Source organism: Marseilla massiliensis (genome assembly GCF_023336985.1).
Lineage (GTDB): Bacteria > Bacteroidota > Bacteroidia > Bacteroidales > Bacteroidaceae > Prevotella > Prevotella intestinigallinarum.
In genome coordinates, this window is sequence record NZ_JAMBLP010000005.1 from 143885 (window position 1) to 169218 (window position 25334).

The 25334-nt window shown below is 52.4% G+C and carries 19 protein-coding genes; 15 read left to right on the forward strand and 4 right to left on the reverse strand.

Annotation, left to right across the window (positions count from 1 at the left end; genetic code table 11):
- The first annotated feature begins 69 nt into the window (after window positions 1-69).
- Window positions 70-1518 (forward strand): right-handed parallel beta-helix repeat-containing protein, encoded by a 1449-nt coding sequence (locus M3089_RS05680; RefSeq protein WP_249082354.1) that lies wholly within the window; start codon window positions 70-72, stop codon window positions 1516-1518.
- Here M3089_RS05680 and M3089_RS05685 read toward each other — a convergent pair.
- Window positions 1499-1975, reverse strand: coding sequence for a cytidine deaminase (locus tag M3089_RS05685; protein WP_205107720.1), 477 nt, complete (start codon window positions 1973-1975; stop codon window positions 1499-1501). The two genes, M3089_RS05680 and M3089_RS05685, sit on opposite strands and share 20 nt — an antisense overlap.
- 89 nt (window positions 1976-2064) lie before the next feature.
- Here M3089_RS05685 and M3089_RS05690 point away from each other — a divergent pair, with 89 nt between their 5' ends.
- Window positions 2065-2973 carry a glucosaminidase domain-containing protein gene (locus tag M3089_RS05690; protein ID WP_205107722.1) on the forward strand — a complete coding sequence of 303 codons (909 nt, stop codon included), beginning with the start codon at window positions 2065-2067 and terminating at the stop codon, window positions 2971-2973.
- 256 nt (window positions 2974-3229) lie between these two features.
- Here the strand turns inward: M3089_RS05690 and ispE are convergent, their stop codons facing one another.
- On the reverse strand, window positions 3230-4057 hold the full coding sequence (gene ispE / locus M3089_RS05695; RefSeq protein ID WP_249082356.1) for a 4-(cytidine 5'-diphospho)-2-C-methyl-D-erythritol kinase: 828 nt from the start codon (window positions 4055-4057) through the stop codon (window positions 3230-3232).
- A 35-nt stretch (window positions 4058-4092) separates the two neighbouring features.
- Between ispE and M3089_RS05700 the strand changes: the two genes are divergently transcribed.
- The 3 genes from M3089_RS05700 to M3089_RS05710 all read left to right on the forward strand — a co-directional run bounded on the left by M3089_RS05700 (window position 4093) and on the right by M3089_RS05710 (window position 11178).
- A complete protein-coding gene (locus M3089_RS05700) occupies window positions 4093-4404 on the forward strand; it encodes a hypothetical protein (RefSeq protein WP_249082357.1) in 312 nt (103 codons plus the stop codon).
- Between the two features lie 288 nt (window positions 4405-4692).
- The gene (locus tag M3089_RS05705) at window positions 4693-5358 is read left to right on the forward strand and encodes a hypothetical protein (RefSeq protein ID WP_249082359.1); all 666 of its coding nucleotides are present in this window, start codon (window positions 4693-4695) and stop codon (window positions 5356-5358) included.
- A gap of 21 nt (window positions 5359-5379) precedes the next feature.
- A complete protein-coding gene (locus M3089_RS05710; RefSeq protein ID WP_249082360.1) occupies window positions 5380-11178 on the forward strand; it encodes an immunity protein Imm33 domain-containing protein in 5799 nt (1932 codons plus the stop codon).
- 179 nt (window positions 11179-11357) lie between these two features.
- Here M3089_RS05710 and M3089_RS05715 read toward each other — a convergent pair whose 3' ends face one another.
- Entirely contained in the window at window positions 11358-13997 is a 2640-nt protein-coding gene (locus M3089_RS05715) for a valine--tRNA ligase (RefSeq protein ID WP_249082362.1), read from the reverse strand.
- A 92-nt stretch (window positions 13998-14089) separates the two neighbouring features.
- Between M3089_RS05715 and mazG the strand changes: the two genes are divergently transcribed.
- The 8 genes from mazG to M3089_RS05755 all read left to right on the forward strand — a co-directional run bounded on the left by mazG (window position 14090) and on the right by M3089_RS05755 (window position 19911).
- Window positions 14090-14950: a nucleoside triphosphate pyrophosphohydrolase gene (gene mazG, locus M3089_RS05720; RefSeq protein WP_249082365.1), complete on the forward strand. Its 861-nt coding sequence runs from the start codon at window positions 14090-14092 to the stop codon at window positions 14948-14950.
- 20 nt (window positions 14951-14970) lie between these two features.
- Window positions 14971-15537 carry a lipocalin family protein gene (locus M3089_RS05725; RefSeq protein ID WP_249082368.1) on the forward strand — a complete coding sequence of 189 codons (567 nt, stop codon included), beginning with the start codon at window positions 14971-14973 and terminating at the stop codon, window positions 15535-15537.
- Between the two features lie 18 nt (window positions 15538-15555).
- Window positions 15556-16470, forward strand: a complete 915-nt coding sequence (locus M3089_RS05730; protein WP_249082369.1) for a ribonuclease Z — start codon at window positions 15556-15558, stop codon at window positions 16468-16470.
- An 84-nt stretch (window positions 16471-16554) separates the two neighbouring features.
- Window positions 16555-16869, forward strand: a complete 315-nt coding sequence (locus M3089_RS05735; protein WP_239483467.1) for a T9SS type A sorting domain-containing protein — start codon at window positions 16555-16557, stop codon at window positions 16867-16869.
- Between the two features lie 149 nt (window positions 16870-17018).
- Complete coding sequence (locus tag M3089_RS05740) at window positions 17019-18416, forward strand: L,D-transpeptidase family protein (RefSeq protein WP_249082373.1); 1398 nt, start codon at window positions 17019-17021, stop codon at window positions 18414-18416.
- Window positions 18417-18421: 5 nt separating this feature from the next.
- Window positions 18422-18973 carry an RNA polymerase sigma factor gene (locus M3089_RS05745; RefSeq protein WP_249082375.1) on the forward strand — a complete coding sequence of 184 codons (552 nt, stop codon included), beginning with the start codon at window positions 18422-18424 and terminating at the stop codon, window positions 18971-18973.
- Window positions 18974-19015: 42 nt separating this feature from the next.
- A complete protein-coding gene (locus tag M3089_RS05750) occupies window positions 19016-19399 on the forward strand; it encodes a hypothetical protein (protein ID WP_249082376.1) in 384 nt (127 codons plus the stop codon).
- A gap of 53 nt (window positions 19400-19452) precedes the next feature.
- Window positions 19453-19911: a hypothetical protein gene (locus tag M3089_RS05755; protein WP_249082378.1), complete on the forward strand. Its 459-nt coding sequence runs from the start codon at window positions 19453-19455 to the stop codon at window positions 19909-19911.
- Window positions 19912-20286: 375 nt separating this feature from the next.
- Here M3089_RS05755 and mltG read toward each other — a convergent pair whose 3' ends face one another.
- On the reverse strand, window positions 20287-21312 hold the full coding sequence (mltG, locus tag M3089_RS05760) for an endolytic transglycosylase MltG (RefSeq protein ID WP_205107746.1): 1026 nt from the start codon (window positions 21310-21312) through the stop codon (window positions 20287-20289).
- A gap of 302 nt (window positions 21313-21614) precedes the next feature.
- On the opposite strand from mltG, the gene M3089_RS05765 reads away from it, so the two are divergent.
- Window positions 21615-24311, forward strand: a complete 2697-nt coding sequence (locus M3089_RS05765; RefSeq protein WP_249082380.1) for a 4-alpha-glucanotransferase — start codon at window positions 21615-21617, stop codon at window positions 24309-24311.
- Window positions 24308-24952, forward strand: coding sequence for an HAD family hydrolase (locus M3089_RS05770; protein WP_249082381.1), 645 nt, complete (start codon window positions 24308-24310; stop codon window positions 24950-24952). The genes M3089_RS05765 and M3089_RS05770 overlap by 4 nt, the downstream gene beginning before the upstream one ends.
- The last annotated feature ends 382 nt before the right edge of the window (window positions 24953-25334 follow it).

The window sequence follows — 25334 nt, forward strand, 5'->3', positions numbered from 1 at the left end:
AGAACAATAAATAACAGTAATAGCCGTTTTATCATTATGATGAAACGGCTATTATTTTTCTGTCATATCATGTTGGTTTTCGTTGTGTTCGCCTCGTGCGACGACAACGACTCGTTCACTACCAACCCGTCGTCAATCCTCAGTTTCTCTAAGGATACGGTGTCGCTGGATACGGTTTTCAGTACCGTGCCAACGTCTACATACACCTTTTGGGTATATAATCACAACGATGATGGCCTGCGGCTCAGCCAGGTGCGCCTTGCCCGTGGCAACCAGAGCGGTTTCCGCGTGAATGTAGACGGCACATATCTCGACAACACCATGGGCAGCCTTGTGCGCGACCTTGAGGTAAGGGGGGGCGACAGCATACGTGTTTTTGTTGAGCTCACGTCGTCGCTTACCAACTCTTCCGACCCCCAGCTGGTGGAAGACAACCTCGTTTTCACCCTTGAGAGCGGCACTGAGCAGCGCGTCAACTTGCGTGCGTATTCCTGGGATGCCCTTCTGTGCCGCAACGTTGTGATAAGCCGTGACACAACGATAGCCTCGTCGAAGCCTGTCGTGGTGTATGGCGGGCTGACGGTTGACAGCGGCGCCACGCTAACGGTCACCGCCCCGACCAAGCTCTATTTTCATTCTGATGCCGGAATCGATGTCTACGGGCGTCTGGTGATAAGCGGGTCGGCCGGCAACGACGTCGTGTTGCGCGGCGACCGAACCGACCGCATGTTTGATTACCTGCCTTACGACCGCGTGAGCGGGCAGTGGCAGGGCATACGGTTCCGTCCTTCGTCTACGGGCAACACCATTGCTTATGCCGACATACACAGTGCCACCGACGGCATAGTGTGCGATTCGGCGGCTTACGACTCCATTTCGCCGCGCCTTTCGTTGGCCAATGTTACGATACACAATTGCAGAGGGGCAGGCATTAAGGCATACAATGCATACATAAAGGCCGAAAACTGCCAGATAACCAACACCCTTGGCGATTGCATGGCCATCTATGGCGGCAAGGCGTCTGTCTTGTATTGCACCCTTGCCCAGTTTTATCCGTTTGATGCCCAGCGTGGCGTGGCTTTGCGCTTCGCCAACAGGTATGGCGAGGCCGACTATCCGTTGCACCAGATGGAATGCCGCAATTCGCTCGTCACCGGCTATGCAAGCGATGAGATGATGGGCGAAACGGGCGACACGCTCGTTGCGTTCAATTACCGGTTTTACGATTGCATACTGCGCACGCCAACAATCAGCGACTCACTATTGCTTGAAAAGTTTGTCAATGTGGTTTTTGAAGTGCCCGAGGACACCGTCCAAGGCACCGACCATTTTGTCAACATAGACACCGACAACCTGTATTACGACTTCCACCTCGACTCGCTTTCAACAGCGCGCGGGCGTGCAAAAGCCATCGATGCCTGTCCGCTCGACCGTGACGGGCGTGAGCGCGGGCAGGCACCAGACGTGGGATGCTATCAGTATTTCGGGCGTGAGGGTGCTACATCTGGTCGTCGGTGAACGACAGCGGCATCAGCGTGTTGATTCCGTCTATCACATACACGTGGCTGGTGCCATAGAGCAGTATGCGTATTTTGCGCTTATGCCTGAATTCGGTTTCCACCAGCGCCTGCCTGCAACTGCCGCAAGGCGTCACCGGCTCGGCCAGCAGTCCGTCGGCGTTGCGCGCGGCTATGGCAATGGCCACGACCGGTGTTGAGGGGTATTGGGCCCCGGCGGCAAACAGGGCCGAGCGTTCGGCGCATATCGTTACGGGGAAAGCAGCGTTCTCCTGGTTGCAGCCTGTTATCTCCTTGCCGTTCTCCAGCAAGACGGCGCTGCCCACGCTGAAATGCGAATATGGCGAATAAGCGTTTTCGGTGGCTTTGATGGCCAGCGAAACAAGGTGCTGCTCGCTTTCCGACAGCTCGTTTGTCTGGCAGACCTTTATTGTCGATTTGAGTACTCTTTCTTCCATAATAATCCTAATTTTGTCGCAAATTTAATAAAAATGCTGTAGTAAATGGATTGTTTTGAGTATTTTTGCACGAAAATATAGTTCTTTATATGAAACGTCGATTTATCACTCTGCTTATGCTTTCTCTTTCAGTGTCGATGATGGCACAGATGAAGTGGAACCAGAGCTACCAACAATATTTTGACCAATATAAGGATTTGGCCATAGAGCAGATGATGAAATACCGCATCCCTGCCAGCATAACCCTGGCCCAGGGGGTGTTTGAATCGGGCGCCGGCAAGAGCGAGTTGGCCCGCCGCGGCAACAATCATTTCGGCATAAAGTGCCACGGTTGGCGGGGGGCAAAGACATATCATACCGACGATGCGCCAAACGAGTGCTTCAGGGCTTACAAGAATGTATACGAGAGCTACGAAGACCACTCAAAGTTTTTGGCCAACGGGCGGCGCTACAGCAATCTTTTCAGGCTCAAGATAACCGACTACAAAGGGTGGGCGCGCGGTTTGAAGGCTGCCGGCTATGCCACCAATCCGCAGTATGCCAACCGGCTTATCAACATCATTGAGCTTTACGGGCTTTACCGTTACGATACGGCCAAGAGCTACGACAAGTTCTTTGCCCGCCACGCCAAAGACCAGGCTGTCAACGGCATACTGCACGCCATATATGCATTCAACGACAATTACTACATAAAGGTGCGCCGTGGCGACACGTTCAACAGCCTTGCTGAAGAGCTTGACGTGTCTGCCCGTTCGTTGGCCAAATACAACGAGCTCGACCGCGATGCCGTGCTTTCGGAAGGCGACATTGTTTATCTGAAGAAGAAAAAGAAGCGCGTGCCAAAGGAGTTCAGGGGGCGCATACACTATGTGCGCCCGGGCGAGTCGATGTATAGCATAGCCCAGTTGTATGGCATACGCATAAAGTATCTGTACAAGATGAACCGTCTTTCGCCCGACTATCAGATTAAGCCCGGCGACGGCTTGCTGTTGAATTAGCCGAGTTGCGGCGGCGTGCGCCATGGGTGGCCGGCCCTGCGCCATGGTGTCGGCCCGATGGTTTCGGTTGCTGTTGCTTCGCGGCGTTTTCCGGCGGTGCACCGCATGATGGTTTCGTATGTAGAGACAGTTGTGGTGCATCGCCGTTTTTAGCCGTAAGGCCAGTCGTGCCTGCCCGTGCGTGTAGCTGCCGCCTGCCCATGGGGGCGACCCACTGCCTCGCCGTGCCTCATTATGCCCTTGTGGCAGCCAGTCTTCACAATTTGGCCGTATATACAAATGCGTCGCCGAACAGGCCTGTCAAGTCGACAGGGTTGCGGAACAGGCCGAACACGCTGCTGCCGCTGCCGCTCATCGAGGCATATACTGCGCCGAGCTCATATAGCTTTTGCTTTATGAGGCCAATTTCCGGATGCAGGGCAAACACCCCCTCTTCAAAATCGTTTGAGAGCCTCGAGCGCCACGTTTCTATCGGTTGCATCACTATTTCCCTGCATTTCACTTCTGTCTGCCTGGGCTTTATCCGCGAAAAAGCCTCTTTCGTTGATATTGGGATGTGCGGACAGACAATGCCTATGGTCAGCCCTTCCAGACTGAGGCCTATCGGCTCGAGCTTTTCGCCTATGCCTTCGGCGTATGCCGGCACTCCCATCAGGAAAAACGGGCAGTCGGCCCCGAGCCTTGTGGCATAGTCTTTCATTTCAGTGTCGCCCATGCCGAGGGCAAACATCCTGTCGAGCAGTTTTATCATGAATGCGCAATCGCTCGACCCGCCTCCCATGCCTGCCTGCGTAGGGATGCCTTTGTAAAGGTGGGTGTGTATGCGCGGCAGGTCGTAACGCTCTTTTATCAGGTTGTAGGCCCTCACCACCAGGTTGTCTTGTTCGTTGCCTTCGATGTTTATGTTAGTCACTTTTATGTCGCAGTCGGTGGCCGACGGGAACCCCTCGTCCATCGTTTGCACTTCCAGCGCGTCTTTCAGCGGGATGGGGTAGAATACGGTTTCCAGGTCATGGTAGCCGTCTGCACGCCGTCTGACGATGTTTAACCCCAGGTTGATTTTTGCTATCGGGAAATCTATCATGCTGCAAACTTACAAAAAAAAAGTGAAACCTGATAATGCTCCATGCCAATATTGTGGTTTGTGTGCATTGGTTTTCCACACCGGTATGCAGTGTTTCCAATGCCCGCCCGCCGCTTTGCGCTTTTGCCAGCCGCGAGTTGCCGGCTGTCGCGGTCGATGTCCTGATTGTTTACATCGCGGTCATGGTGCGCTGCTTTGGCCCGTTTCGTGTTGCCAAACGGCACGTGTTGCATGGCGTCGGGGCCTGTTTTGCGTTGCCAAATAGCCTGTTTCGCGCGGTGGCTTGCCTCGGCTTTGCAACCATTTGGCCGTCAGGCAGTTCGGCACATGGCCCCTCGTTGCATTAATTGTTTACACAATGCTTGTTTCGACTTGCCTGTGATGGTTCTTTATTTCGTAAATATTCAACACTTTTTGAAACTACATGTAGATATAATGATTTTATTTGTATATTTGCAAAAGATATGTTGCGCCCGTGTATATTAAAGCGAGCTCGCATTACTCACGTTTTCATTGTCTTTGCAAAATCCGGGCGTCAGAATCGAGGATGTGCCATATTGCAAGGTAGTGATTGCATGCTTACGGTTTGTCGGCCGGCGCACACACTTGAAACCATGGGGTAAAGAATGCCGGTTATGGGCAATGCAGACAATAACAGAAAAAGAAGCACATCGCGCAAAAAGGCGCAAAAGCCAAGCCGCCGGGCTGATTGGCTTTTGCGATTCAGTGCATTTCTGCGCTCCAAAATCGGCTTGGCGTTGTCTGTATTGTCAATTGCCGTTTTGGTGTTTGCCAACATCTTCCTTGACTCCCGCACAATGGTTTCAGTGCCTTCTTATGCCTTTTGGTTTGTCTGCCTCGCGTTTGGCATTGCGGCCTTGTTCCGATCGTGGTTTAAAAACACTGTCGGCAATGGCTTATGGATTCTGCATCTGTTTCTCGGGGTATTGGCTGGGGTGTTGTTTTTCAGCTTTGTCTGGCTCGTGTTCCTCGGGATCAACTATGCATGGCGAAGCCCTCAAAGCCATGTTTACAAAGCCGTGGTCGTTGATATCTATATGAAGCGTGCGGGGCGAAGCGTGCAGCATATCCTGTTGTTGCGTTTTGTAGGAAATGACATCACATATCCCTTAACCGCAACCGGCAGCGAATCCCAAACGGTAATGGTTGGCGACACTTGCAACCTGGAAATAACCAGAGGCTACTTAGGCTATTACATCATCAACGGCCATGAGTGGCAGGAGCGATATTTGGAGCCGATGGACAGTCTGCCCGATTTAAGGCATTTAATAGAATATTAACCAACATACAGCACCACAAATATGGACAATAAACTGAAACGCCTGGTAGAGCTTTGGCATGATGCAGACAACCATCACAGCATAATAGATCTGCTGGAGAAAATGCCAGAGCAAGAGCGTGATTTCGAAACAGTCAGCTTGCTTGCCCGTGCATACAACAATGTGGAACAATACCAGATGGCCTACCATCTGCTTAAGTCGGTGGCCGACGAGGGGCAGCACGATGAGAGATGGCATTTCCGTATAGGTTACGCCCTCTTCTACATGGACAGGTACGCCGAGGCATTGGAGCATTTCAAGGTGGCCGACAGGATGAGGCCCGGCGAAGGCGATACGTTGTATTTTATCAGGTTTTGCAACATACATCTGCCGCTGAGGAAGCGGGCCGACGATTTCTGGCAGTGGTTTTCTGCCAACGAAGAGCAGCTGGCTGGCATCGCCGAAAAACGTGATGCCGAAGCGGTGGCGGAAAAGGTAGACTTCATTGCAGGTGGAACGCGTTTGCTGGGCGACGATGTTCTTTTCAATATCGGAGGCGACCATGAGTTCAGTTTCTCCGTGAGTGGCGCCCACGAGTTGTTTCATGTTTACCCTTATGTCACATCGCGTATGCCCGACAGCCTGAAGAACAAATGGCGGGGTGAGCCTTTCATCCAATCAGCAGGCGGCTCTTTTTCGTTGCGCATGGGTGGTAAGGAGGTGTATATGGACGATGTATGGGTTGCGGCCGATTATGACAAAGGCGGCAATTGTTTCACCATATCATTCTATAATGAGAGTCTTGTGGCGTTGGAGGCGGAACAGCGCATGGGCATGTTCATGCTGATGCTGGACAATATGCTCGGCGAAGGCGTCGCCTGTCTGTATATAAATGATGTGAAGCTGGCGCAGGGCATTGCCGATGGCATGGTGAGGCTGACCGAGCTGCGCCGGCTCATGGCAGAAACCGTTGAGGCCGGTGGGCGCAAGTTTGTGGAAAGTCCGGCCGATTCTTATGCCACATACATGCGAACGCCGGAGCAGAGCAATGAATTGCGGTTCGACGTGACGGTTGGATCCACCTGCTTCATGCCTTTGGTTTCAGAGTATTATTCAGGCTCTACGGGCATATTCGACCGCTTGAACGGTTTCGGGGCACATGCAGCCTTCATCGCATTTCCTGCTGGAGCGGATGGCGGCGACGATTCGGTCAATGAGGCTCTCAGCTTCCGCCACGACCTTGAAGACATGATAGAAAACGACGTGCTTGCCCCCGAGGGGCTGGGGCGTGTGATAGGCGGAGCCATGGGGCGCGACTATTGTTACATCGACTTGATTGTCTTCGATGTGGAAGCCTGCTTTGACAAACTTAAGGCTCTGCTCAGTCGGTATCCCGGACGCAAGTTCTACCTTTCCGATTTTCGCAAGAATGGGGAAATATACAGTTTGTCGGAGCCGGAGGAAGGCTGCGGCAACGATGGCCACGATGCTGGGCAAGCCGACGCAGCCAGCATTCCGGCTGACGGCGCATCCACCGGCAGACAGGCGGCAACAGCGCCCGACAAGGGTTACACCGGCGAAGAAGCCGAGGCCGTAAGAAAGCACATCGAGCGCTTTCTGGGCAAGTATGACAGTGTGTTCCTGGGGGCGCGCACCGACAGGCTCACGGTAGACATCTGCATCATCCCCCCGACCGATGACAACAGTTGCTACACATTGGTGACCATGGGCATGGGGGCGCATGTCATGAATGTGCCCGACAATCTGGCCGACGAGCACCTCGAGAGGGCCGAATTGGCAATATCGTTGCCGGCAGACTGGAAACTTGATGCCGAGTCGCTTGCCGACAACGCCTGGTATTGGCCTGTCCGTATGCTCAAAGACACCGTGCGCTTCCTGCTGACCAACAATGCGTGGATAGGCTGGGGCCATACGCTGAGCTTTGACAATGGCCCTTTTGCCGCCAATACCAAGTTGGCTGCGGCCTTGGTGATACACTTGCAGGGAGTGGGCGAGGGAGGTGGCAACTGCAGGTTGCCGTCGGGCTCGCTGGTCAATTTCTATCAGCTGATACCTGTTTACCCTGAGGAATTAGACTATAAAGCCAAGCATGGGGCCGGAAAACTGTTGGAAGAGCTGGCCGGGTTGAGTTATCTCGTAAATCCGAATCGGGTCAATGTCTTTAACCTGCTTGGCTTGACAGACACCGCTCCTGTGACAGAAGATGCCTGGGAGGCTGTGGCCAATCCGCAAGAGGGCACAAGGGCAGAAGTGGTGGAGCACATAGCCCGATATTTCGGTGACCCCGCAGAATGCTTCAGCGAAGTGTCCGAACCCGATATCCCGTTGCAAGTAGTGGTGGTAAAGCCGCGAAAGAAACACGACTATTACACGCTGCTGACCCTTGGCATGAGCGATTACGCATTGGGCAACACACCTGGCAGCGAAGGAGAGGCTTGCCGTCAGGAACTGCTGATAAACCTGCCGCCCGACTGGGACATGAACCGCGGCGACTGGAGCGACGAGAGCCGCTACTGGCCGGTGAGGCTGTTGCTGGCTTGCGCGCGCCTGGCCATCAGGCAGCGCACGCCGTATGAATGGGGCGAGGTCAATGACCAAACACGCAGTTTCTGTGAAGGCACCAAGCTCTGTGCCGCCATCTGGCTGTCGCCGGGCGTATTCGGTGAGGAGTCTTTTACGAGGGAGCTGAATGCCGGCGGCGAGGTGGAATTCATGCAGGTGATTCCGCTGTATGCAGAAGAGTCGGCACTGGCCGCCAAGGAAGGCGTTGACCGTATGCTTGACTGTTTTCCCGACGATCTGCTCGAAGTAATCAACCCGCTGAGGGCTAATGCCGTTGCCGACGCAGAGACGGTGGGCTACGACCCGTCGGAAATAGACAATGCCGACAAGCACATGCGCATTGCTGCCGACAACAGTCTTGACATTGAGCCTTTGGCCGCCTTCAACCATATCGCCATCTACCTGCGCTGGTGCATAGAGCGCGGGCTGATGAGCCGTCCGTTTCTTTTCAAGTACAACGATGTGGCCGACGCCGTAAGGCAGGGCCACAGCCCCGACTTGAGGATGTTGCTGCGCGACGACCCCGATTTCGGCGGCAGACTTACATCGTTGAGCCTTGATCACAAGGGAACCCGCTTCACCGAATGGTACAATTTTGAAAACCGTTCAACCCCATACGAGTACATAGACGACATCAAGGCATACGCCGACGGCTTGATAGAGGCTGAAGGGAATGGCGGAGCCGCCGCCTCGGAGTTTTCTTACCTGCTGTTGCCATGGTCTGAAAGGTATTATCAAGACATGGCAAAAGTAATTGACAGGCGTTTTGAAGAGTGGACAGCCCGCAGTGGCGGCGACGGCGACAGCTTGCATGAAGGCCTCGTGCCGACGATTGAGATAAGGCCCTTGCTCAACGACTGGGCCGAAGCCGACATGTGCATGGCCAGCGACAGAATTGTTGTCGAAGGCATGAAGGTGGGGTATTGCTACCGTGAGCGGCCGTTGCAGTCTGACCGTGGTTGGAACAGCGGATGGGTGTTCTTCGCAAATGACAACGATGACGATGACGAGGGCAAGTTGAGGTATTATCCGCTAAACACTGTTTGCAACTTCGACCCTGACATAATCGGGCTGCTGGGAAGCCAATACGGCAAGGTGTTCTATCGTGATGAAACAGGCCGTTTCGTGGAAGACGCAGGCGACGATGCCGATGGCGGCGACCAGGGTTGTGCAAACCCGTTGGAGACAGATGCGGAACAGATGGCCGGAGACACCGTGGCGGAATCGATATTGTTTGAGGGCAAGGCCATGCTTTCTGTGCCCGATTGGAGCCGGGAGGACTTCTTGCGTGGGGTGAACGACAAGGGGCACATTGTAGAGCCGTGCACCGGCGACGGCGATGCCGCTCACATGTTTACAGTGGATGGCATCCGTGTGGCTGTGTCGGTGTCGCATTGTCCGATTCCACAAGACGAGGCTGTTGGCATGGCCCGGCGCAATGATGAATGGCCGTTGGCGGTTGAGATGGCCAAAAGCCATGTGGCCCACGCAGTAATATCTGTTTATGCCAATGAAGAATCATTGTTGGAGTGTGGCCGGCTGTACGCCGGGCTGATGGACGTCTGTTGCCATTTGCCCAACGTGTCAGCCATTTGCCCAAACGGCGTTGCCTACGAGCCGCAACAGTATTCGGCCCTTGCCGGGGCAGTAGATGGCGATGAGCTCCCTGTTCAATGCTGGATTTGGGTAGGCACATACAAAGGCAAGGCCGGGATCTGCGCCTACACCTTGGGCATGGGTGCCTTTGGTAAAGACGAGATGGAAGTGCTTGATTCGCATCTGTCATCATCGGAAGTGCGTGATTTTCTTGTGAACATGGCGTCGTATGTGATTGAATGTGATGTAGAATTGCATGATGGCGAGACCATCGGTCGAACGAAGAACGAACAGATGACCGTGAGCAGGAGCACGGGAGTGGCGTTGCCCGACAGAATGACAATAAAGTTTGGCTACGAGAAATCGGACGATGGCATGACGGACGCAGTTGATTCGGAAGACATTCTTATGGACGACGCTGCCCGCCATCTGGAAACTCTGCATGAAAAGAACCTGCCGGTAGAGGAAATTACGGCTTACAACCATTTGGCCATATACCTGAGATGGTGTGTTGAGAACGACCTGATGAGTGAGGCGTTTACGCGGGAATACGGCGCGATGATAAACAGCGTGAAACAAGAATTGGCGTTTGCAGATTTGCGTCCGTTTGTTCGCGACGAACTCGGGGGCCGCCTTACTGTTTCACTATTCAATGAAGAAGGCATGGCTTTTGCAAGGTATTATTACGGGGATGTGTTTGCCCCGCATTTCCCGTCGGACATAGACGACTATGCACTGGCATATTTCGGCCCTGCACGTTACCACTCTGATGAGTTCAAGGACGAGGCATACCTTTTCATTCCTTTCGATGACGACTATTACCAGGACATGGCTTCAACCATTGAGAGGCATTTCGAGCACTGGCAGAATCAGGACTATGATGAGCATACCGTCGAGCCTTCGCCTTTGGCTAAGGCATTGATGGCATATTTGGACTGCCCGTGCCTATACTTTCCATCGTTTAAAGACGACGACCCAATTGCGTCGGCATACGGTTATGAGCGACGGTTGGGCGTGCGCGAGGGATACTTTCCTGTGCTTGTTGCCGTTGATGAGAAGCTGTTGGATGCACTGATATCAAACTCCGGGGCTGCGAAAGCCGGTGCTGATCAATATGAGTTAGACATTGAAAGTGTAAGGCGTTACCGAGAGAAGGTGCTGTCGATGACTCCCGGCGATGGCAAGGCTTTGTTTTCAGGGCTGGCGGCCGAAAGCGGCCCATTGGTGCCCGAAACAGGCAATATGGTTGACGGCGACGGGAATGACCTGGGCTTTGTCATTGACGGGCAAGGTCGTCCGCCATATTGGAATGATGATACGCAGATGACTTACCCTGTGATTCTGGCCATGATACCCGTAAGAAACCCATGGGAGATATTTGCATACATTCCGTTTGGCGGGTTTGGCGGTTGTGCATCGGAAGCGAGTGTGATGGCTGTAGCCAAGTATTGGTATGATTGCCACGGCGCAGTGGCTTCGGTGGTAAGCCACGATAAACTTGAGTTTGATGTGCCGGTGCCCGTGGCCGGCGATGATGCAATGGTGTTGGCCGGTGAGCAACTGGGCTTTTGCAGCTCGTTGGTGCAGGACGGATGGACAGAGGTGACATTGGCGGACGCATTGCGCAAATTGAGGAAATGGCGATTCCGGTGGCATGAATGAGTGGGTTTGCCATAGGCATTTGTGGCGGGAATGTCAGTGACGCCTGTTGCAATCATACGTAGTGTAAAGCATTATGCAATAAGAAAGAGCCCCCGACAGCCTAATAAAGGCTGCCGGGGGCTCTGGTTAATGTGGGTAGGCAAAGCGCCGGGCACTCATTTTGCCATTGTCATTGCATGTTACTTGCCACGCAGTGCGGCCAGTGAGTCTTTCAGAGCGGCAATCTTTTCCTCACTGTCTTTTTGCTTCTTGCGCTCCATGGCCACAACAGCCTCGGGGGCATTGGCCACAAACTTCTCGTTGGAAAGCTTTTTCTTGATGCCGGCCAGGAAGCCCTCAAGGTGCTTGAGCTGGGCTTCTTGCTTTGCAATCTCGGCCTCAACGTCAATCATGTTGCCAAGAGGCACGGCAAACTCGTCGGTGCCCACCATGAAGGTTGCGGCTGTTGCGTCTTTCTCGTTTACCACGTCTATCGCACCAACGTTTGCCATCTTGGCTATGATGCAGTTGTAAGCGGCATACTTGTTGCTCCCTACAGCCTGGAGGTTGAGCTCATCTTTGGTAGGTATGTTTTTCTGGTTCCTTACCGTGCGTATGCCGCTGACAATGAGTTTCACGCTTTCTATGTCGGCAAGCAGCTTGGCGTCGGCATCCGTCATCGGGCTTACCTCAAGTTTGTCACGCATAATCGACTCGCCGTCCTTGCGCTCGTATATGTGTTGCCACAATTCTTCGGTGATGAAAGGCATGAACGGGTGCAGCATTTTCAGCAGCGTCTCAAAGAACTTAAGCGTTGCGTCGAGTGTGGCAGAGTCTATCGGCTGTCCGTAAGCAGGCTTGATCATCTCAAGGTACCAACTGGAGAATTCATCCCAGAACAAACGGTAGACGGCCATCAATGCCTCGGATATGCGGTATTTGTTGAACAGGTCGTCAACCTCAGCGTTGGTCTGGCGGAGTTTGGCGGCAAACCAATTCACTGCAATAGCGTTGGCTTCGGGCTGTTCGCCCTCGCACACCTCCCATCCCTTGACGAGGCGGAAAGCGTTCCATATCTTGTTGTTGAAGTTGCGGCCCTGCTCGCACAGTGTCTCGTCAAACAGTATGTCATTGCCTGCAGGTGCCGAAAGCATCATGCCCATGCGCACACCGTCGGCCCCGTATTTGTCGATAAGCATTATCGGGTCGGGGGAGTTTCCAAGGCTCTTCGACATCTTGCGTCCCAACTTGTCTCTCACAATGCCGGTGAAATACACATGCTTGAACGGCAGCTGGCCACGGTATTCGTATCCGGCCATTATCATCCTGGCCACCCAGAAGAATATGATGTCGGGGGCGGTGACCAGGTCGCTGGTGGGATAATAGTAGTTTATCTCTTCATTGTCGGGGTTGTTGATGCCGTCGAACACCGATATCGGCCATAGCCACGACGAGAACCAGGTGTCGAGGCAGTCGTCGTCCTGCACTAAGTCGGCCGGTGTCAGCGACGGGTTCTTTTGCTTTGCCATCGCAAGGGCCTTCTCAGCATTTTCCGCAACAACAAAATCTCGCTTGCCTTCGCTGTCGGTGAAATAGTATGCGGGTATGCGGTGGCCCCACCATAGCTGTCGGCTGATGCACCAGTCTTTGATGTTCTCTAACCAATGGCGGTAGATGTTCTTGTATTTCGGAGGATAGAACTGGATTTCATCGCTCATGACCGGCTCCAGCGAAAGGTCGGCAAAGTGCTTCATCGAGAGGAACCATTGGGTTGAAAGCTTTGGTTCTATAGGCACATTGGTGCGTTCGGAGAAGCCCACCTTGTTGTTGTAGTCTTCCACTTTCTCCATAAGGCCGGCTTCGGTCAGGTCTTTGGCAATCTGTTTGCGCACATCCATGCGGTCCATGCCCACGTAAAGGCCGGCAGCTTCGCTTATTGTCCCGTTGTCGTTGAATATGTCTATTGTGTCGAGATGGTGCTTCAACCCTAACGCATGGTCGTTGATGTCGTGCGCAGGCGTCACCTTAAGGCATCCCGTACCGAAGTTGATGTCGACATATTCATCTTCAATGACAGGTATCTCGCGCCCTACCAGAGGCACGATGACGTGCTTGCCCTTGAGCCATTGGTTCTTCGGGTCGTCTGGGTTTATGCACATGGCGGTGTCACCCATGATGGTTTCCGGGCGTGTCGTTGCCACAATGGCGTAACGGCCTGGCTCTTCTACCACCTTGTAGCGCAGGTAGTAAAGCTTGGAATGCTCATCCTTATATATCACTTCCTCGTCGGAGAGTGCCGTCTGGGCCTTTGGGTCCCAGTTGACCATGCGCACTCCACGGTAGATGAGGCCCTTGTTGTACAGGTCGCAGAACACTTTGATAACGCCTTCAGAGCGTTTGTCGTCCATAGTGAATGCCGTTCTGTCCCAGTCGCAGCTCGCGCCAAGCTTCCTTAATTGTTTCAATATGATGCCGCCATGCTCATTCGTCCAATCCCAGGCATGCTTAAGAAACTCGTCACGGGTAAGGTCTGATTTCTTCAGGCCTTGCTCGGCCAGCTTGTTTACGACCTTGGCCTCTGTCGCAATCGACGCATGGTCGGTGCCAGGAACCCAGCAGGCATTTTTCCCTTCCATCCTGGCGCGCCTCACCAAAATGTCCTGTATGGTGTTGTTCAGCATGTGGCCCATGTGCAAAACGCCCGTAACGTTAGGTGGGGGGATGACAATGGTATACGGTTCGCGACCATCTGGCTTGCTACTGAACATCTTGTTGTCCATCCAATACTTGTACCATCTGGCCTCAACGGCTTGTGGTTCGTATTTGCTTGCTAATTCCATATCTGTATGTTTTATAAATTTCAGAATAAAAACGATGCAAAAGTAATAATTTTCCATGGATTTTTAGTACTTTTGCACATTAAATATTTGCTATGCATACAAAAGAGGAGAAGATGAACGCCTTTGGGCGTCTGCTTGACGTATTGGACACGCTGCGCGTTGAATGCCCTTGGGACAGAAAGCAAACAAACCAAAGTCTCAGGCCCAATACAATAGAAGAGGTGTACGAGTTGTGCGATGCCTTGCTCAACGAAGATGAGCCTAACATCTGTAAAGAGTTGGGCGACGTCTTGCTTCATGTGTGTTTTTATGCCAAGATTGCCGATGAGAAGGGTCAGTTTGATGTGGCTGATGTATGTAACAGGCTTGCCGACAAGTTGATTTTCCGCCATCCGCATGTCTATCACCCTTCGCAGGTTGGAGCGCCCGAACCAAAACCGTTGCCCTACGGTGAGGACGCTGCAGGGCAAAAGCAGGAGTCTGCTGTGTCTACGGCGCAGCAGGTGATTGAAAACTGGGAGCAGATAAAGCTTAAGGAAAAGAATGGCAACAAGAGGGTTCTGTCCGGAATACCCGCTGCACTGCCATCGCTGATAAAGGCATATCGCATACAAGAGAAGACACGAAACGTCGGCTTTGATTGGGAAGACAAAGGTGATGTGTGGTCAAAGGTGCGCGAAGAGCTTGGCGAACTGGAGGCAGAATTGCGTAAGGAAGACAAGGCGCGGTCTATGGAAGAGCTCGGAGACTTTATCTTCAGCGTAATCAACGCGGCGCGTTTGTATCATCTCAACCCTGATACAGCCCTTGAGAATGCAAACAAGAAGTTTATCCGGCGCTTCGAATACATCGAGGATCATTCAATAAAATCAGGCAAGCCATTGACTGAGATGACCATTGCCGAGATGGATGATTTGTGGAATGAGGCAAAGAAAAACGAGAAAAAACAATAGAAAAAATTTGTTCTGGGCTTATGAGAGTATCTGTTGTGGTTAAATGCATGTTCGCTTTGGCGCTGCTGTCAGGGTGTCGGGGCGAGAAAAAAAAGAATCTAGTCATTAACCAGATTCCCAAGGCTGCAGTGGAGGTTGATTCAACCGTATATGGCGTATGCGGCTTGGGAACGGCCATGAATACTCTCGAACTGATAACAGACAATGGCGATACAGTCTCTTGCCAGTTGTCGGCAGCCGACAGCAAAGGAAATGTCGTCGGAGGATTGTCTGTCGGTGACAGGATGGCTGTTGTCGGTGTGACTGACAAAGATGAAGGTTTTGTGGCAAGCAAGGTTATAAATATCACGTCTTTGCTCGGCAAATGGGCGAACATACGTGAGTCTTTTGAGATTTGCGATGGCGGACTTGTCAAAAGCAGCGTTAAGGAACAGACACCACGCACGGAATGGAAGATATTGAATGGCAAGCTGTTGCTGTCAAAGGACACGTTTGACATATCATTCATCGGGCCCGATTCGCTTCACTTGAAGCGCGCCGGCGTGGTTTACGGATACAGGCGATTGCCCTTGGGAACACTTCGATAGAACAGATAAGTCAAATGTATGTTGCCGTTTAGAGTTCACATATTGGGATGTGGCAGTGCTTTGCCAACATTGCGCCATCATGCATCTTCGCAAGTGGTTGAAATAAGAGACAAGCTATTTCTGGTAGATTGCGGCGAGGGATGCCAGATGCAGTTGAGGCGTTCCAGGCTTGGATTTACCAAAATCAACAACATCTTCATATCGCATCTGCATGGCGACCATTGCTTCGGATTGATAGGCCTGATATCCACCTTGGGCATGTTGGGCCGTACGGCACCGCTAAATGTCTATGCGCCATCTGATTTCGAATCCATGCTTTATGCACAGATTGACACGTTTTGTGGCGGATTGGGTTACGAGGTAAGGTTTGTCCCGTTGGATACGGAGGTAAAAACAATAATATACGACGACAGAAGCCTAAGCGTTGAGACGATACCATTGAACCACCGTGTGCCTTGCTGTGGCTTTTTGTTCAAGGAAAAGCCAACGCTGCCACATATCAGAAGAGACATGATTGACTATTACGGCATACCCGAAAGTCAGATTAACAACATAAAGAACGGTATGGACTGGGTGATGGAAGACGGTGACGTCATTCCGAACTCAAGGTTGGTAACCCCTGCAGATCCTGTCAGGAGCTATGCCTACTGCAGCGACACAAAGTATATGCCGCAGCTGAGCCAGGCATTGCGAGGCGTCACCACACTTTACCATGAGAGCACTTATGGAGAGGACAACAAGAAAAATGCCGAGAAGTATTACCATTCCACAGCGTCGCAGGCCGCCACGGTGGCCCGGGATGCCAATGTCGGCCAACTGATTCTGGGGCATTTCTCGGCACGTTATAATGACGAAAGCATATTGCTGGAAGAGGCGAAAAGTATCTTTGCCAATGCCTTTTTGGCAAAAGAAATGGCCATATTCAACGTATGAATTGCCATAATATTGTGTTTTCCCGAAATAAATTTTGTAGTTTGCAAGGAAAATATTATATTTGCAAACAAAAGGCAGAGATTTATGAAAAGATATATATTGGCAATGGCATTTATCATCATGTGCGCTGTGACATGTCCGCTTACGGTCGCAGCTTGGGATTATGATCCAGACATTCAAGAGCAGATGGATGCCGACAACATAAACATTACTGTGAATGGTATGACTTTGAATGTTGCCGGGGCCAGTGGGCAGGTGCTCGAAGTCGTTTCGCTTACAGGCAGAAAAGTGGCATCAGTAAAGATAGAAAGCCAATCGCAACGTGTTGAACTTAATATTCCTAAAGGTTGTTATATCTTGAAGATAGGGAAGGTCGTACGGAAAGTGTCACTTCGTTGATACTGACATGCATAATTGCCTTTCTCTTTTCCGCGTGCAGCGACAGGCCCGAGAATACTAATAAGGATATTACCATCGAGGCGTTTTCAGGTTTGAGGACGCCTGTTTTTTCTTTGCGTAATAGTGAAATAAGGCATCAGGTGGAGAGTATGTGCTACTCCTTTAAGCCTGAATTTGCCGGAGACAGGTTTGCGAACAACTATTATTTGGCCGGAGGAGATTATCTGTGGATAGATCGCAGCGGGGTGGATAGTTGTGCAGACACCCTGCTGTCGGTATTAAGGACAGTCGCAGATGTCGGCTTTGACGAGCGTTCTTTTTTCGTAGACGCCATAGAGTCGGACCTCGAAAAGGTGCGCAACCTCGAGTTTGACGATTCTGTCAATATCATTAGCCATGTGTTCGCCCGTTTGGAATACAACCTCACCCGAGCATGCATGAGGTATTATATAGGCATGCGTTATGGTTTTGTCAACCCGACCTACCTTTTCAACCATCTTGATACGCTCGACGATTCGTCGGACTCTGCCACTCCCCGGTTCGAGAAGTTGTTTGACATAGACATCGAACACCCGGGTAAAAAAGACGTAGAGCATGTGTTGAACAGTATTAGGGGGCATGAGCTTGGAATGCTGTTTGACAAGATTGAACCCGATTCTTATTTGTATTCACAGCTCAAAAAGCAACTCGCCTTGGCCTCGGGCAGCGCCCGTAACACAGTGATTTGCAACATGGAACGTTGCAGGTGGCGCATGGCCGATGGCTTGCAGGATGTGAACAAAAGAGTGATAGTCAACATACCGGCATTCCATCTCTACGCTTACGGCGAAGGCAAGGCCATAGACATGCGCATAGGTTGCGGTACGCGCAAGACCAAGACGCCCCTTCTGTCGAGTTGCATTAACCGTATGGATGTCAATCCGGTGTGGAACATACCGATGAGCATTATCCGTAAGGATATAGCACCGCGCGCAACCGACACCGCTTACTTTGCCAGGAACAGGTATTATGTGGTAGAGCGGAAGACGGGCGAGCGGGTGGCGCAGAGTGATGTCACCACGTCAATGCTCGAGAGTGGCGACTACCGTGTCGTGCAGGAGGGTGGCGAAGGCAATTCGCTGGGCAGAATCATCTTCAGGTTTCCGAACGATTTCTCGGTGTTTTTGCACGACACATCGAGCAAAGGGGTGTTCACGCGCAACATCCGCAGCGTTTCCCATGGTTGCGTGAGGGTTCAGGAGCCATTTGCGCTGGCCGAGTTCTTGCTTGGCGACGTCGACGAATGGCAGCTTGACAAGTTGCGTATATCAATGGGGATTCCGCCGACAACCTTGCGGGGACAGCGTTATGTAGACGACAGCGACGGCGAAGCACCCTCGCTTGTAAGGTCGCTTAAGGTAGAGCCGTGCGTTCCGTTGTACATCGTTTACTACACAATGTTTGCTGATACCGACGGGCGCTTGTGTACATACAATGACATCTATGGGTTTGATGATGTGATTTTCAACAACATTAAACCTTTGGTTGTCCCGGGCGTCAAAAAATAAAGCAAGTGGGAACAATTGATGAGAAGCAGATCGTCAGGCTATTGTCAGCGCCCGAAACACAACGTAAGGGCTTTGAAATAGTTGTGCGCCAATACAGCGAGCAGTTGTATTGGCAGGTCAGGCGTATTGTTTTGACCCACGAAGATGCCAATGACGTGATGCAGAACACATTTGTCAAGGCCTGGAGTCACCTCGATTCGTTCCGCAACGACTCAAAGCTCTCAACGTGGCTTTACAGGATAGCAATAAACGAAAGCCTGGATTTCATGCGCAGGAAGAAAAACATGGATGCGGTAAGTGCCGACGATGCCGATACGGGAGTTGCCAACATGCTGCTTGCCGACAAGTATTTTGATGGCGATCAGACCCAGGCCATGTTGCAACAAGCCATTTCCCAGTTGCCCGACGTGCAGCGTACTGTTTTCAATCTCCGTTACTTTGAAAACATGAAATACAGCGAGATAAGCAAGATTCTGTCTACTTCCGAAGGGGCACTGAAGGCCTCATACCATATCGCAGTGAAGAAAATAACCGACTATTTTAAATTGCATGATTAAACCATCAGTGCCTTTATGCGTCAAACACATAAAGGATAAATCATGATGGAGAGAGAAGAATATATCAGAAGTAGGGCAGGCAAAGAGAACCCGTTCCGTGTTCCCGAAGGCTATTTCGAAGGATTGGCCTCGCAGGTGATGGCCAATTTGCCCGATCGCGATGCAGCTCCGGTGCGTACAGCACGGACTTACAGGCTGCGGTTGCGGGCTTGGATATGTACGGCTGCTTGTGTTTGCATCGGTATGTTTGGCGCTGTTATGTATTTTGCCGATAGTGGCAATGTTGGCGTAAGCGCGCCAGACAGCAGCGTGGCCGCCGATGCTCAGTCGGCCAGCTATGATAGTTATGATGAGGCTGTGGCCGATTACATGATGATTGACAACGCCGACATCTATGCGTATCTCACAGATGCCTCTTTTGAGTAAAGGCCATGGAAGGCCATGACATTCTATTTTATGGTTAAAGATATTTAGTAATTATGATTAGCAAGCGTAGTATATTCATATTGTTGATGGCATTTGTGGTTGCCATGCAGACACATGCGCAAGACAAGCGCCCCAAATTCTCACCCGAGAAGTTCAAAGCCGACATGGAGCAGTTTATCGTCAAGGAGGCTTGCCTGACGCCCGAGGAGTCGGCAAAGTTCTTTCCTGTCTACGACGAGATGCAGAAGAAGCAGCGCGCCGTGTTCAGCAGGATGCGCCGGGTGGGGCGTGTTAAGCCGACTGACGAGGAGGGATGCCGCGAGGCAATAGAAAAGCGCGACCGCCTGGAGCTCGACTTAAAGCAAATTCAACAGACGTATCACAACAAGATGATGACCATAATACCGGCCAGCAAGCTGTTTGATGTCATTAAGGCCGAAGACAAGTTTCACAGAAGAATGATGAACAGATACAATCGTCCTCAGCGTCAGAACAAGCACAAAGACAAGTAACGTTTGTTCTTTCGCCGCATAGCGAGGACATGGTTTCATTAAAGTGTAATTATATTTTTGTAATGGCATAGCCACAGCGCCGTGGCTATGCCATTGTTTTTTTGCCTTTGTAATTATGTGGTTCTGGCGTTGCCGCCAATTGCGCTTGCCTTGTACGCGGGTCGGGGCCAGCCTGACGCCGTGCGCTAATGGCCCGGTTGTCGACTGTGTTCGGGCAGGCGTGCCACCGGCACGGGCGGCAACCATAGGCTCGGCCCTGCCCACTGCCAACCTGGCGTGACCGCCATGCCCAGACGGTAAGCCCAGCCTGCATGGTCATGACAATCTGCACCGAAAGTATGTCTCAGCCATGCAATCTGGCAACGAGGTCTCCTTTCACTTTATGCCCCTTTTGTTCAGCGCCTCCGAATACCTGGCCGCATTCTTCAAGTGCTCTTCATACGTTTTGGCAAAGTTGTGCGTTCCCGAGAAATCCTCCTTGGCGCACATATACAGGTAGTCGTGGTCAACGTGGTTGAGCACGGCGTCTATGCCGGCTATCGAAGCCACCTTGATTGGCCCGGGGGGCAGTCCGGTGTTTTTGTACGTGTTATACGGGCTGTCGATATACAGCAACTTGTGGTAAATGCGGCGCAAACCAAAGTCTTTCCATGCAAATTTGATGGTCGGGTCGGCCTGTAGGGGCATGCCCGCCTTTATGCGGTTGTAATACATGCCGGCAATCATGGGCTTCTCGGCGTTGTTGGCTGTCTCCTCGTCGATGATGCTTGCCATCGTGGCCACCTGCACGGCATTCATCCCCATGGCCTCGGCCTTCTGCCTGCGTTCTTCGTTCCAGAAGTCGCGGTGCTCCTTTTTCATGCGTTCCATAAACTTGTCCATGCTCACATTCCAGTAGATGCTGTATGTGTTGGGTATGAACAGCGCAACTACAGTTGTTGTGTCGTAACCGTATTTGGCGCAGAAAGCCGAGTCTTTGAGTGACTTTGCTATCGTGGCACTGTCAATCATCAGCTTGCCAGACAGCAGTTTGGCCAGTCGTTCGGTTGTGCGTGCCTCGGGTATAGTGAGGCTTATTGGCGACTGAACGCCGTTCTTTATGTGCCTGAACACCATGAAAGCCCCTTCGCCGGGGTTTATTGCGTAGCGTCCGGTGTGTATGTTTTGTCCGTATTCGCTGTGGCGGGCCAGAGTCCTGAAGCCGGTTAGCGAATGATAGTTGGCCACGTCGGCCAGCTTGGCAAACACGGAGTCTTGTGTGTCATCATCATCGATATAAACGTATTGCACCGTTTCTTTGTTCGAGAAATCGGAAAAGAAGTAATAGTATAGCGCGCCTATTATCAATAATATGCACGCAAAGGCTGTATAAAGGTAAAGCCTTGATTTCTTTGATTTCATGTGTCTGAAGATTGATTAACGCGGCAAAGATACACCATTTTTCAAAATCGAGGAAATGTTTTGCGGTTTTTTTGCTGCCATTGCTGCCCAATATTTCCATTGCCGGCCGTGCTGTTGCACAGCGTAATAGGGCAAGCTGCAATGTGGCGGATGCTGCAAGCGCTCCTTGTCATGCTAATTTATTTGGCACAAGGTTGCCGGTTAAGCTAAAAAAGCCCATGCCATTGAGTTTTTATTTATATATGATTGCCGTTAAGTTGTTTTTTTTCGTAATTTTGCATTGACGAAACGATGATGGAGTGATGAAACTACGATTTAGTCTTAAATATCTCACAGAGTGGGGTGAGAGCCTGTTTGTCGTCATAGAGTATGTCTGTTCAGACGGGCGGTCGCGTAGGAGCGAAGTCCGCATGGACACTGCCGACGGGTGCCTCTGGGCGGTAGAGACGTCGGCCATTGACTCGCGTCGCCATCCGGTCACCATGTTCAAGTATGCATATCAGCTGCGCAACAACAATGGCGATGTGCTTAGGGAGGAGTGGAATCTGATTCCGCGCATCATACCTTACCACGCATCAAACGATTACGTGATGCTTGACTCGTGGCGTGACATACCGCTGCAGCAACATCTATATACAAGCGCATATCTTGCCACTGTGCATGGAAGCATGGGCGAGAGGTTTGTGCCACTCGACGTGGCGTTGTTCCGCAAGACCATATTGTTTTCGGTGTCGGCCCCACAGTTGTCGAAAGGCCAGGCCGTGGCCTTGTGCGGCAGCCACCCCGTGCTTGGCAATTGGAGCACATCGCGCTATCTCAAGATGCAGTATTCAGGACAAACGATGTGGATGCTGCCCGTAAACGCCATTGGAATAGACAGGCAGCTCGAATACAAGTTTGTGGTTGTCAACGAAGAGACCGGCGATTTCGTGGCTTGGGAAGAAGGCAACAACAGGACTTTGGACAGCAGCCAGAGTGCCGACGGGCAAGTAACCGTGTGCGACGGCGGGCTGCTCAGGGTGTGCGAGTCTATGTGGCGGGTGGCCGGCGTGGCTGTTCCCGTATTCTCGTTGCGCAGTGCCCACTCTTACGGCATAGGCGACTTTGGCGACCTGAAGCTGCTGGTAGACTGGGCCGTGGCAACGGGCATGAAGGCTATACGCACGTTGCCCGTAAACGATACGGGGGCTTTCACGGGCCAGATGGCCGTTTGCCCCTACGACATAATGTCTGTAAATGCGCTCAATCCGGAATATGTTGACATCGATGCCCTGGGCGATTTGCCTGACAGGGCGGCCATGGTCACGTTTCACAAGCAGCGCATGGAGCTCAATGCCATGCGCGAGAGCAACCACCAGGCAGTGTGGCGCGTCAAGTCTTCGTTTCTTCGCATGTACTACAACGAGTTTGGCAGCGCGATAACCAGTTCCGACGGATATCGTGAGTTTGTGGATGCCAACCACCATTGGTTGGCCGACTATGCTGCTTATTGCCTGCTCTGTGAGGCCAATTCTTCTACCGACTGCAGCCGGTGGCCCGGGTTTGGTGAATACGACAAGAAGGCCGTCGACAGTTTCTGTGCCGAAAGGTGCAGCGAAGCCAGGTATATTTTCTTCGTACAGTATCTGCTCCACTGCCAACTGAAGGCCGCATCCGACTATGCGCGGGCCAACGGTGTGTTCCTGATGTGCGACATACCAATAGGCGTGGCGCGCAACAGCGTCGAGACATGGGTGCATCCCGGGCTGTTCAACCTCGACTCGCAGGCCGGGGCCATGCCCGACGCCGAATGGCCCAACGGGCAGAACTGGGGCTTCCCCACGTTCAACTGGCAGTCAATGATGGCCGACGGATGCCGATGGTGGCGCGACCGCCTGGCCCGCATGTCGGCATATTTCGATGCCTTCAGCCTTGACCATGTTCTTGGCTTTTTCCGCATCTGGGAGATTCCCGCAGGCTCATTGTCGGGCCGCCTGGGCCATTTCTCGCCGTCGTTGCCATTTACGGCCGATGAGATAGAGCGCTTCGGACTGCGGTTCCGCAAGGTGTTGTTTACCAAGCCATTTGTCAACGACAAGGTGCTCGACCGCCTTTTCGGACTGCATGCGCAGTATGTGCGCGACAACTTCCTCGTCGGCCGGGGGTACAACATATACGACTTGAGGCCTGAATACGACACCCAGGCCAAGGTGGCCAGGGCTTTTGAAGGCAAGTCCGACGAAAACAGCCTGTGGATTCGCGACGGGTTGATGCGCCTGCTCGAGGATGTGCTCTTTGTGGAAGACGCCCACCGCCAAGGCTGCTACCATCCCCGGATATACGCCTACCGCGAACCCGTGTTCGAGGCTCTCGGCGATGACGACCGCGAGTCGTTCATGAGATTGTATGGCAATTATTTTGTGCAGCGCCATAATGCGTTTTGGGGATGGCGCGGCATGAAGGTGCTCGCCGCCATAACGGGCGGAACCGCCATGCTGGCTTGCGCCGAGACCCTCGGGGCCATTCCCGACTGTGTCGGGCCGGTGCTCGACGCACTGCGCATCCTCGACCTCGAGATTCAGTCGATGCCTAAGCAGGCCGGCATGGAGTTTGCCCATCTCAACGCCAACAAATACCGTGGTGTGGCAACGTTTTCAACCCACGACATGGCCCCGATGAGGCTGTGGTGGGAAGAAAACCCCGAGCGCACGCAGAGATATTATGCAACCATGTTGCAAAAAGACGGTCGTGCGCCGCTCAAGATGCCGGCATTCATAGCCGAGGAGGTGATAGCCCGCCATCTGTATTGCCCGTCGATGATGTGCATCATGGCCCTGCAAGACTGGCTGGCTGTCGACGCCGGGCTTCACAACCCTGACACAAGGGCAGAGCGGATAAATGTGCCCGGCAGCGCGTTTGGCGGTTGGTCATACCGCATGCACATCGACATAGAGCGGTTGGTGGGCGATGTGAAATTTAATGAAAAACTAAAATTGATGATAACACGAAGCAGACGATGAAAGAGTATCAAACATATATATTCGACCTTGACGGCACATTGCTGTCTACCTTGGCCGACCTGGCCGCCAGCACAAACCATGCGCTAAGGCTCAACGGCATGCCCGAGCACACCCTTGACGACGTGCGCCGGTTTGTGGGCAACGGCGTGAGGGTGCTCATGGAGCGGGCTGTGCCCGGAGGGGCTGCCAACCCTAAGTTTGAAAAGGCTCTGGCCGATTTCCGGGCCCACTACATGGTTCACTCTCTCGATACCACCATGCCATACCCCGGAGTGCCCGACATGCTTGCAGAACTGAAGCGCAGGGGCAAGCGCATGGCGGTGGTAAGCAACAAGTTTTATGCAGCCACACAGGAACTGTGCCGCCATTTCTTCGGCGACAGCATCGAGGTGGCCATAGGCGAGCGTGAGGGAATACGCAAGAAGCCCGCCCCCGACACTGTAGAAGAGGCCCTCAGGCAACTGGGAGTGGGCAAGCATGGGGCGGTTTATGTCGGCGACAGCGATGTCGATGTGGCCACGGCTGCCAACAGCGGCTTGCCCTGCATCAGTGTGCTGTGGGGATTTCGCGACAGGGATTTCCTGGTGGCCCATGGTGCCGGCACGTTTGTGACCAAGCCGTCCGAGCTGTTGGATTATTGACTCTGTGGCGGCCTTGCCGCTGCCTGTGCCATTTTGTTGCGCGTCAGGCCTGTGTTTTCGCGTGTCGGGTAGGGGCGTTCTGTAGCAGCGGTTGCAGGCGTCAAAGGCCAATCATCAGCAAGCCCGACCGCATTTGCCTGCCGGTGATTGTAACAATTGTATCATGTCTTTTCATTATAGTGGCCATCGGTCGTATCTTCTTGTGCCCCAGGGTGTTGCGGCCGTGGCCGTTTGACTTTGCAAAACAGCCCGTATCGTCACACAAAACAGCCTGTTTTGCAAAGCCATACGGCCTGTTTTTAAGCCCTGTAGGGCAAGCATACCAAAATTATTGCGGCGAAATGTCATGATTTATAGACAGTTTTTAGTATCTTTGTCTGTA

Bases quoted from the DNA above. Each gene is read 5' to 3' on its own strand.
- M3089_RS05680 (WP_249082354.1), top strand. From the start codon at position 70: ATGTTGGTTTTCGTTGTGTTCGCCTCGTGCGACGACAACGACTCGTTC.
- M3089_RS05685 (WP_205107720.1), bottom strand. From the start codon at position 1,975: ATGGAAGAAAGAGTACTCAAATCGACAATAAAGGTCTGCCAGACAAAC.
- M3089_RS05690 (WP_205107722.1), top strand. From the start codon at position 2,065: ATGAAACGTCGATTTATCACTCTGCTTATGCTTTCTCTTTCAGTGTCG.
- ispE (WP_249082356.1), bottom strand. From the start codon at position 4,057: ATGATAGATTTCCCGATAGCAAAAATCAACCTGGGGTTAAACATCGTC.
- M3089_RS05700 (WP_249082357.1), top strand. From the start codon at position 4,093: ATGCTCCATGCCAATATTGTGGTTTGTGTGCATTGGTTTTCCACACCG.
- M3089_RS05705 (WP_249082359.1), top strand. From the start codon at position 4,693: ATGGGCAATGCAGACAATAACAGAAAAAGAAGCACATCGCGCAAAAAG.
- M3089_RS05710 (WP_249082360.1), top strand. From the start codon at position 5,380: ATGGACAATAAACTGAAACGCCTGGTAGAGCTTTGGCATGATGCAGAC.
- M3089_RS05715 (WP_249082362.1), bottom strand. From the start codon at position 13,997: ATGGAATTAGCAAGCAAATACGAACCACAAGCCGTTGAGGCCAGATGG.
- mazG (WP_249082365.1), top strand. From the start codon at position 14,090: ATGCATACAAAAGAGGAGAAGATGAACGCCTTTGGGCGTCTGCTTGAC.
- M3089_RS05725 (WP_249082368.1), top strand. From the start codon at position 14,971: ATGAGAGTATCTGTTGTGGTTAAATGCATGTTCGCTTTGGCGCTGCTG.
- M3089_RS05730 (WP_249082369.1), top strand. From the start codon at position 15,556: ATGTTGCCGTTTAGAGTTCACATATTGGGATGTGGCAGTGCTTTGCCA.
- M3089_RS05735 (WP_239483467.1), top strand. From the start codon at position 16,555: ATGAAAAGATATATATTGGCAATGGCATTTATCATCATGTGCGCTGTG.
- M3089_RS05740 (WP_249082373.1), top strand. From the start codon at position 17,019: ATGTGCTACTCCTTTAAGCCTGAATTTGCCGGAGACAGGTTTGCGAAC.
- M3089_RS05750 (WP_249082376.1), top strand. From the start codon at position 19,016: ATGATGGAGAGAGAAGAATATATCAGAAGTAGGGCAGGCAAAGAGAAC.
- M3089_RS05755 (WP_249082378.1), top strand. From the start codon at position 19,453: ATGATTAGCAAGCGTAGTATATTCATATTGTTGATGGCATTTGTGGTT.
- mltG (WP_205107746.1), bottom strand. From the start codon at position 21,312: ATGAAATCAAAGAAATCAAGGCTTTACCTTTATACAGCCTTTGCGTGC.
- M3089_RS05765 (WP_249082380.1), top strand. From the start codon at position 21,615: ATGAAACTACGATTTAGTCTTAAATATCTCACAGAGTGGGGTGAGAGC.
- M3089_RS05770 (WP_249082381.1), top strand. From the start codon at position 24,308: ATGAAAGAGTATCAAACATATATATTCGACCTTGACGGCACATTGCTG.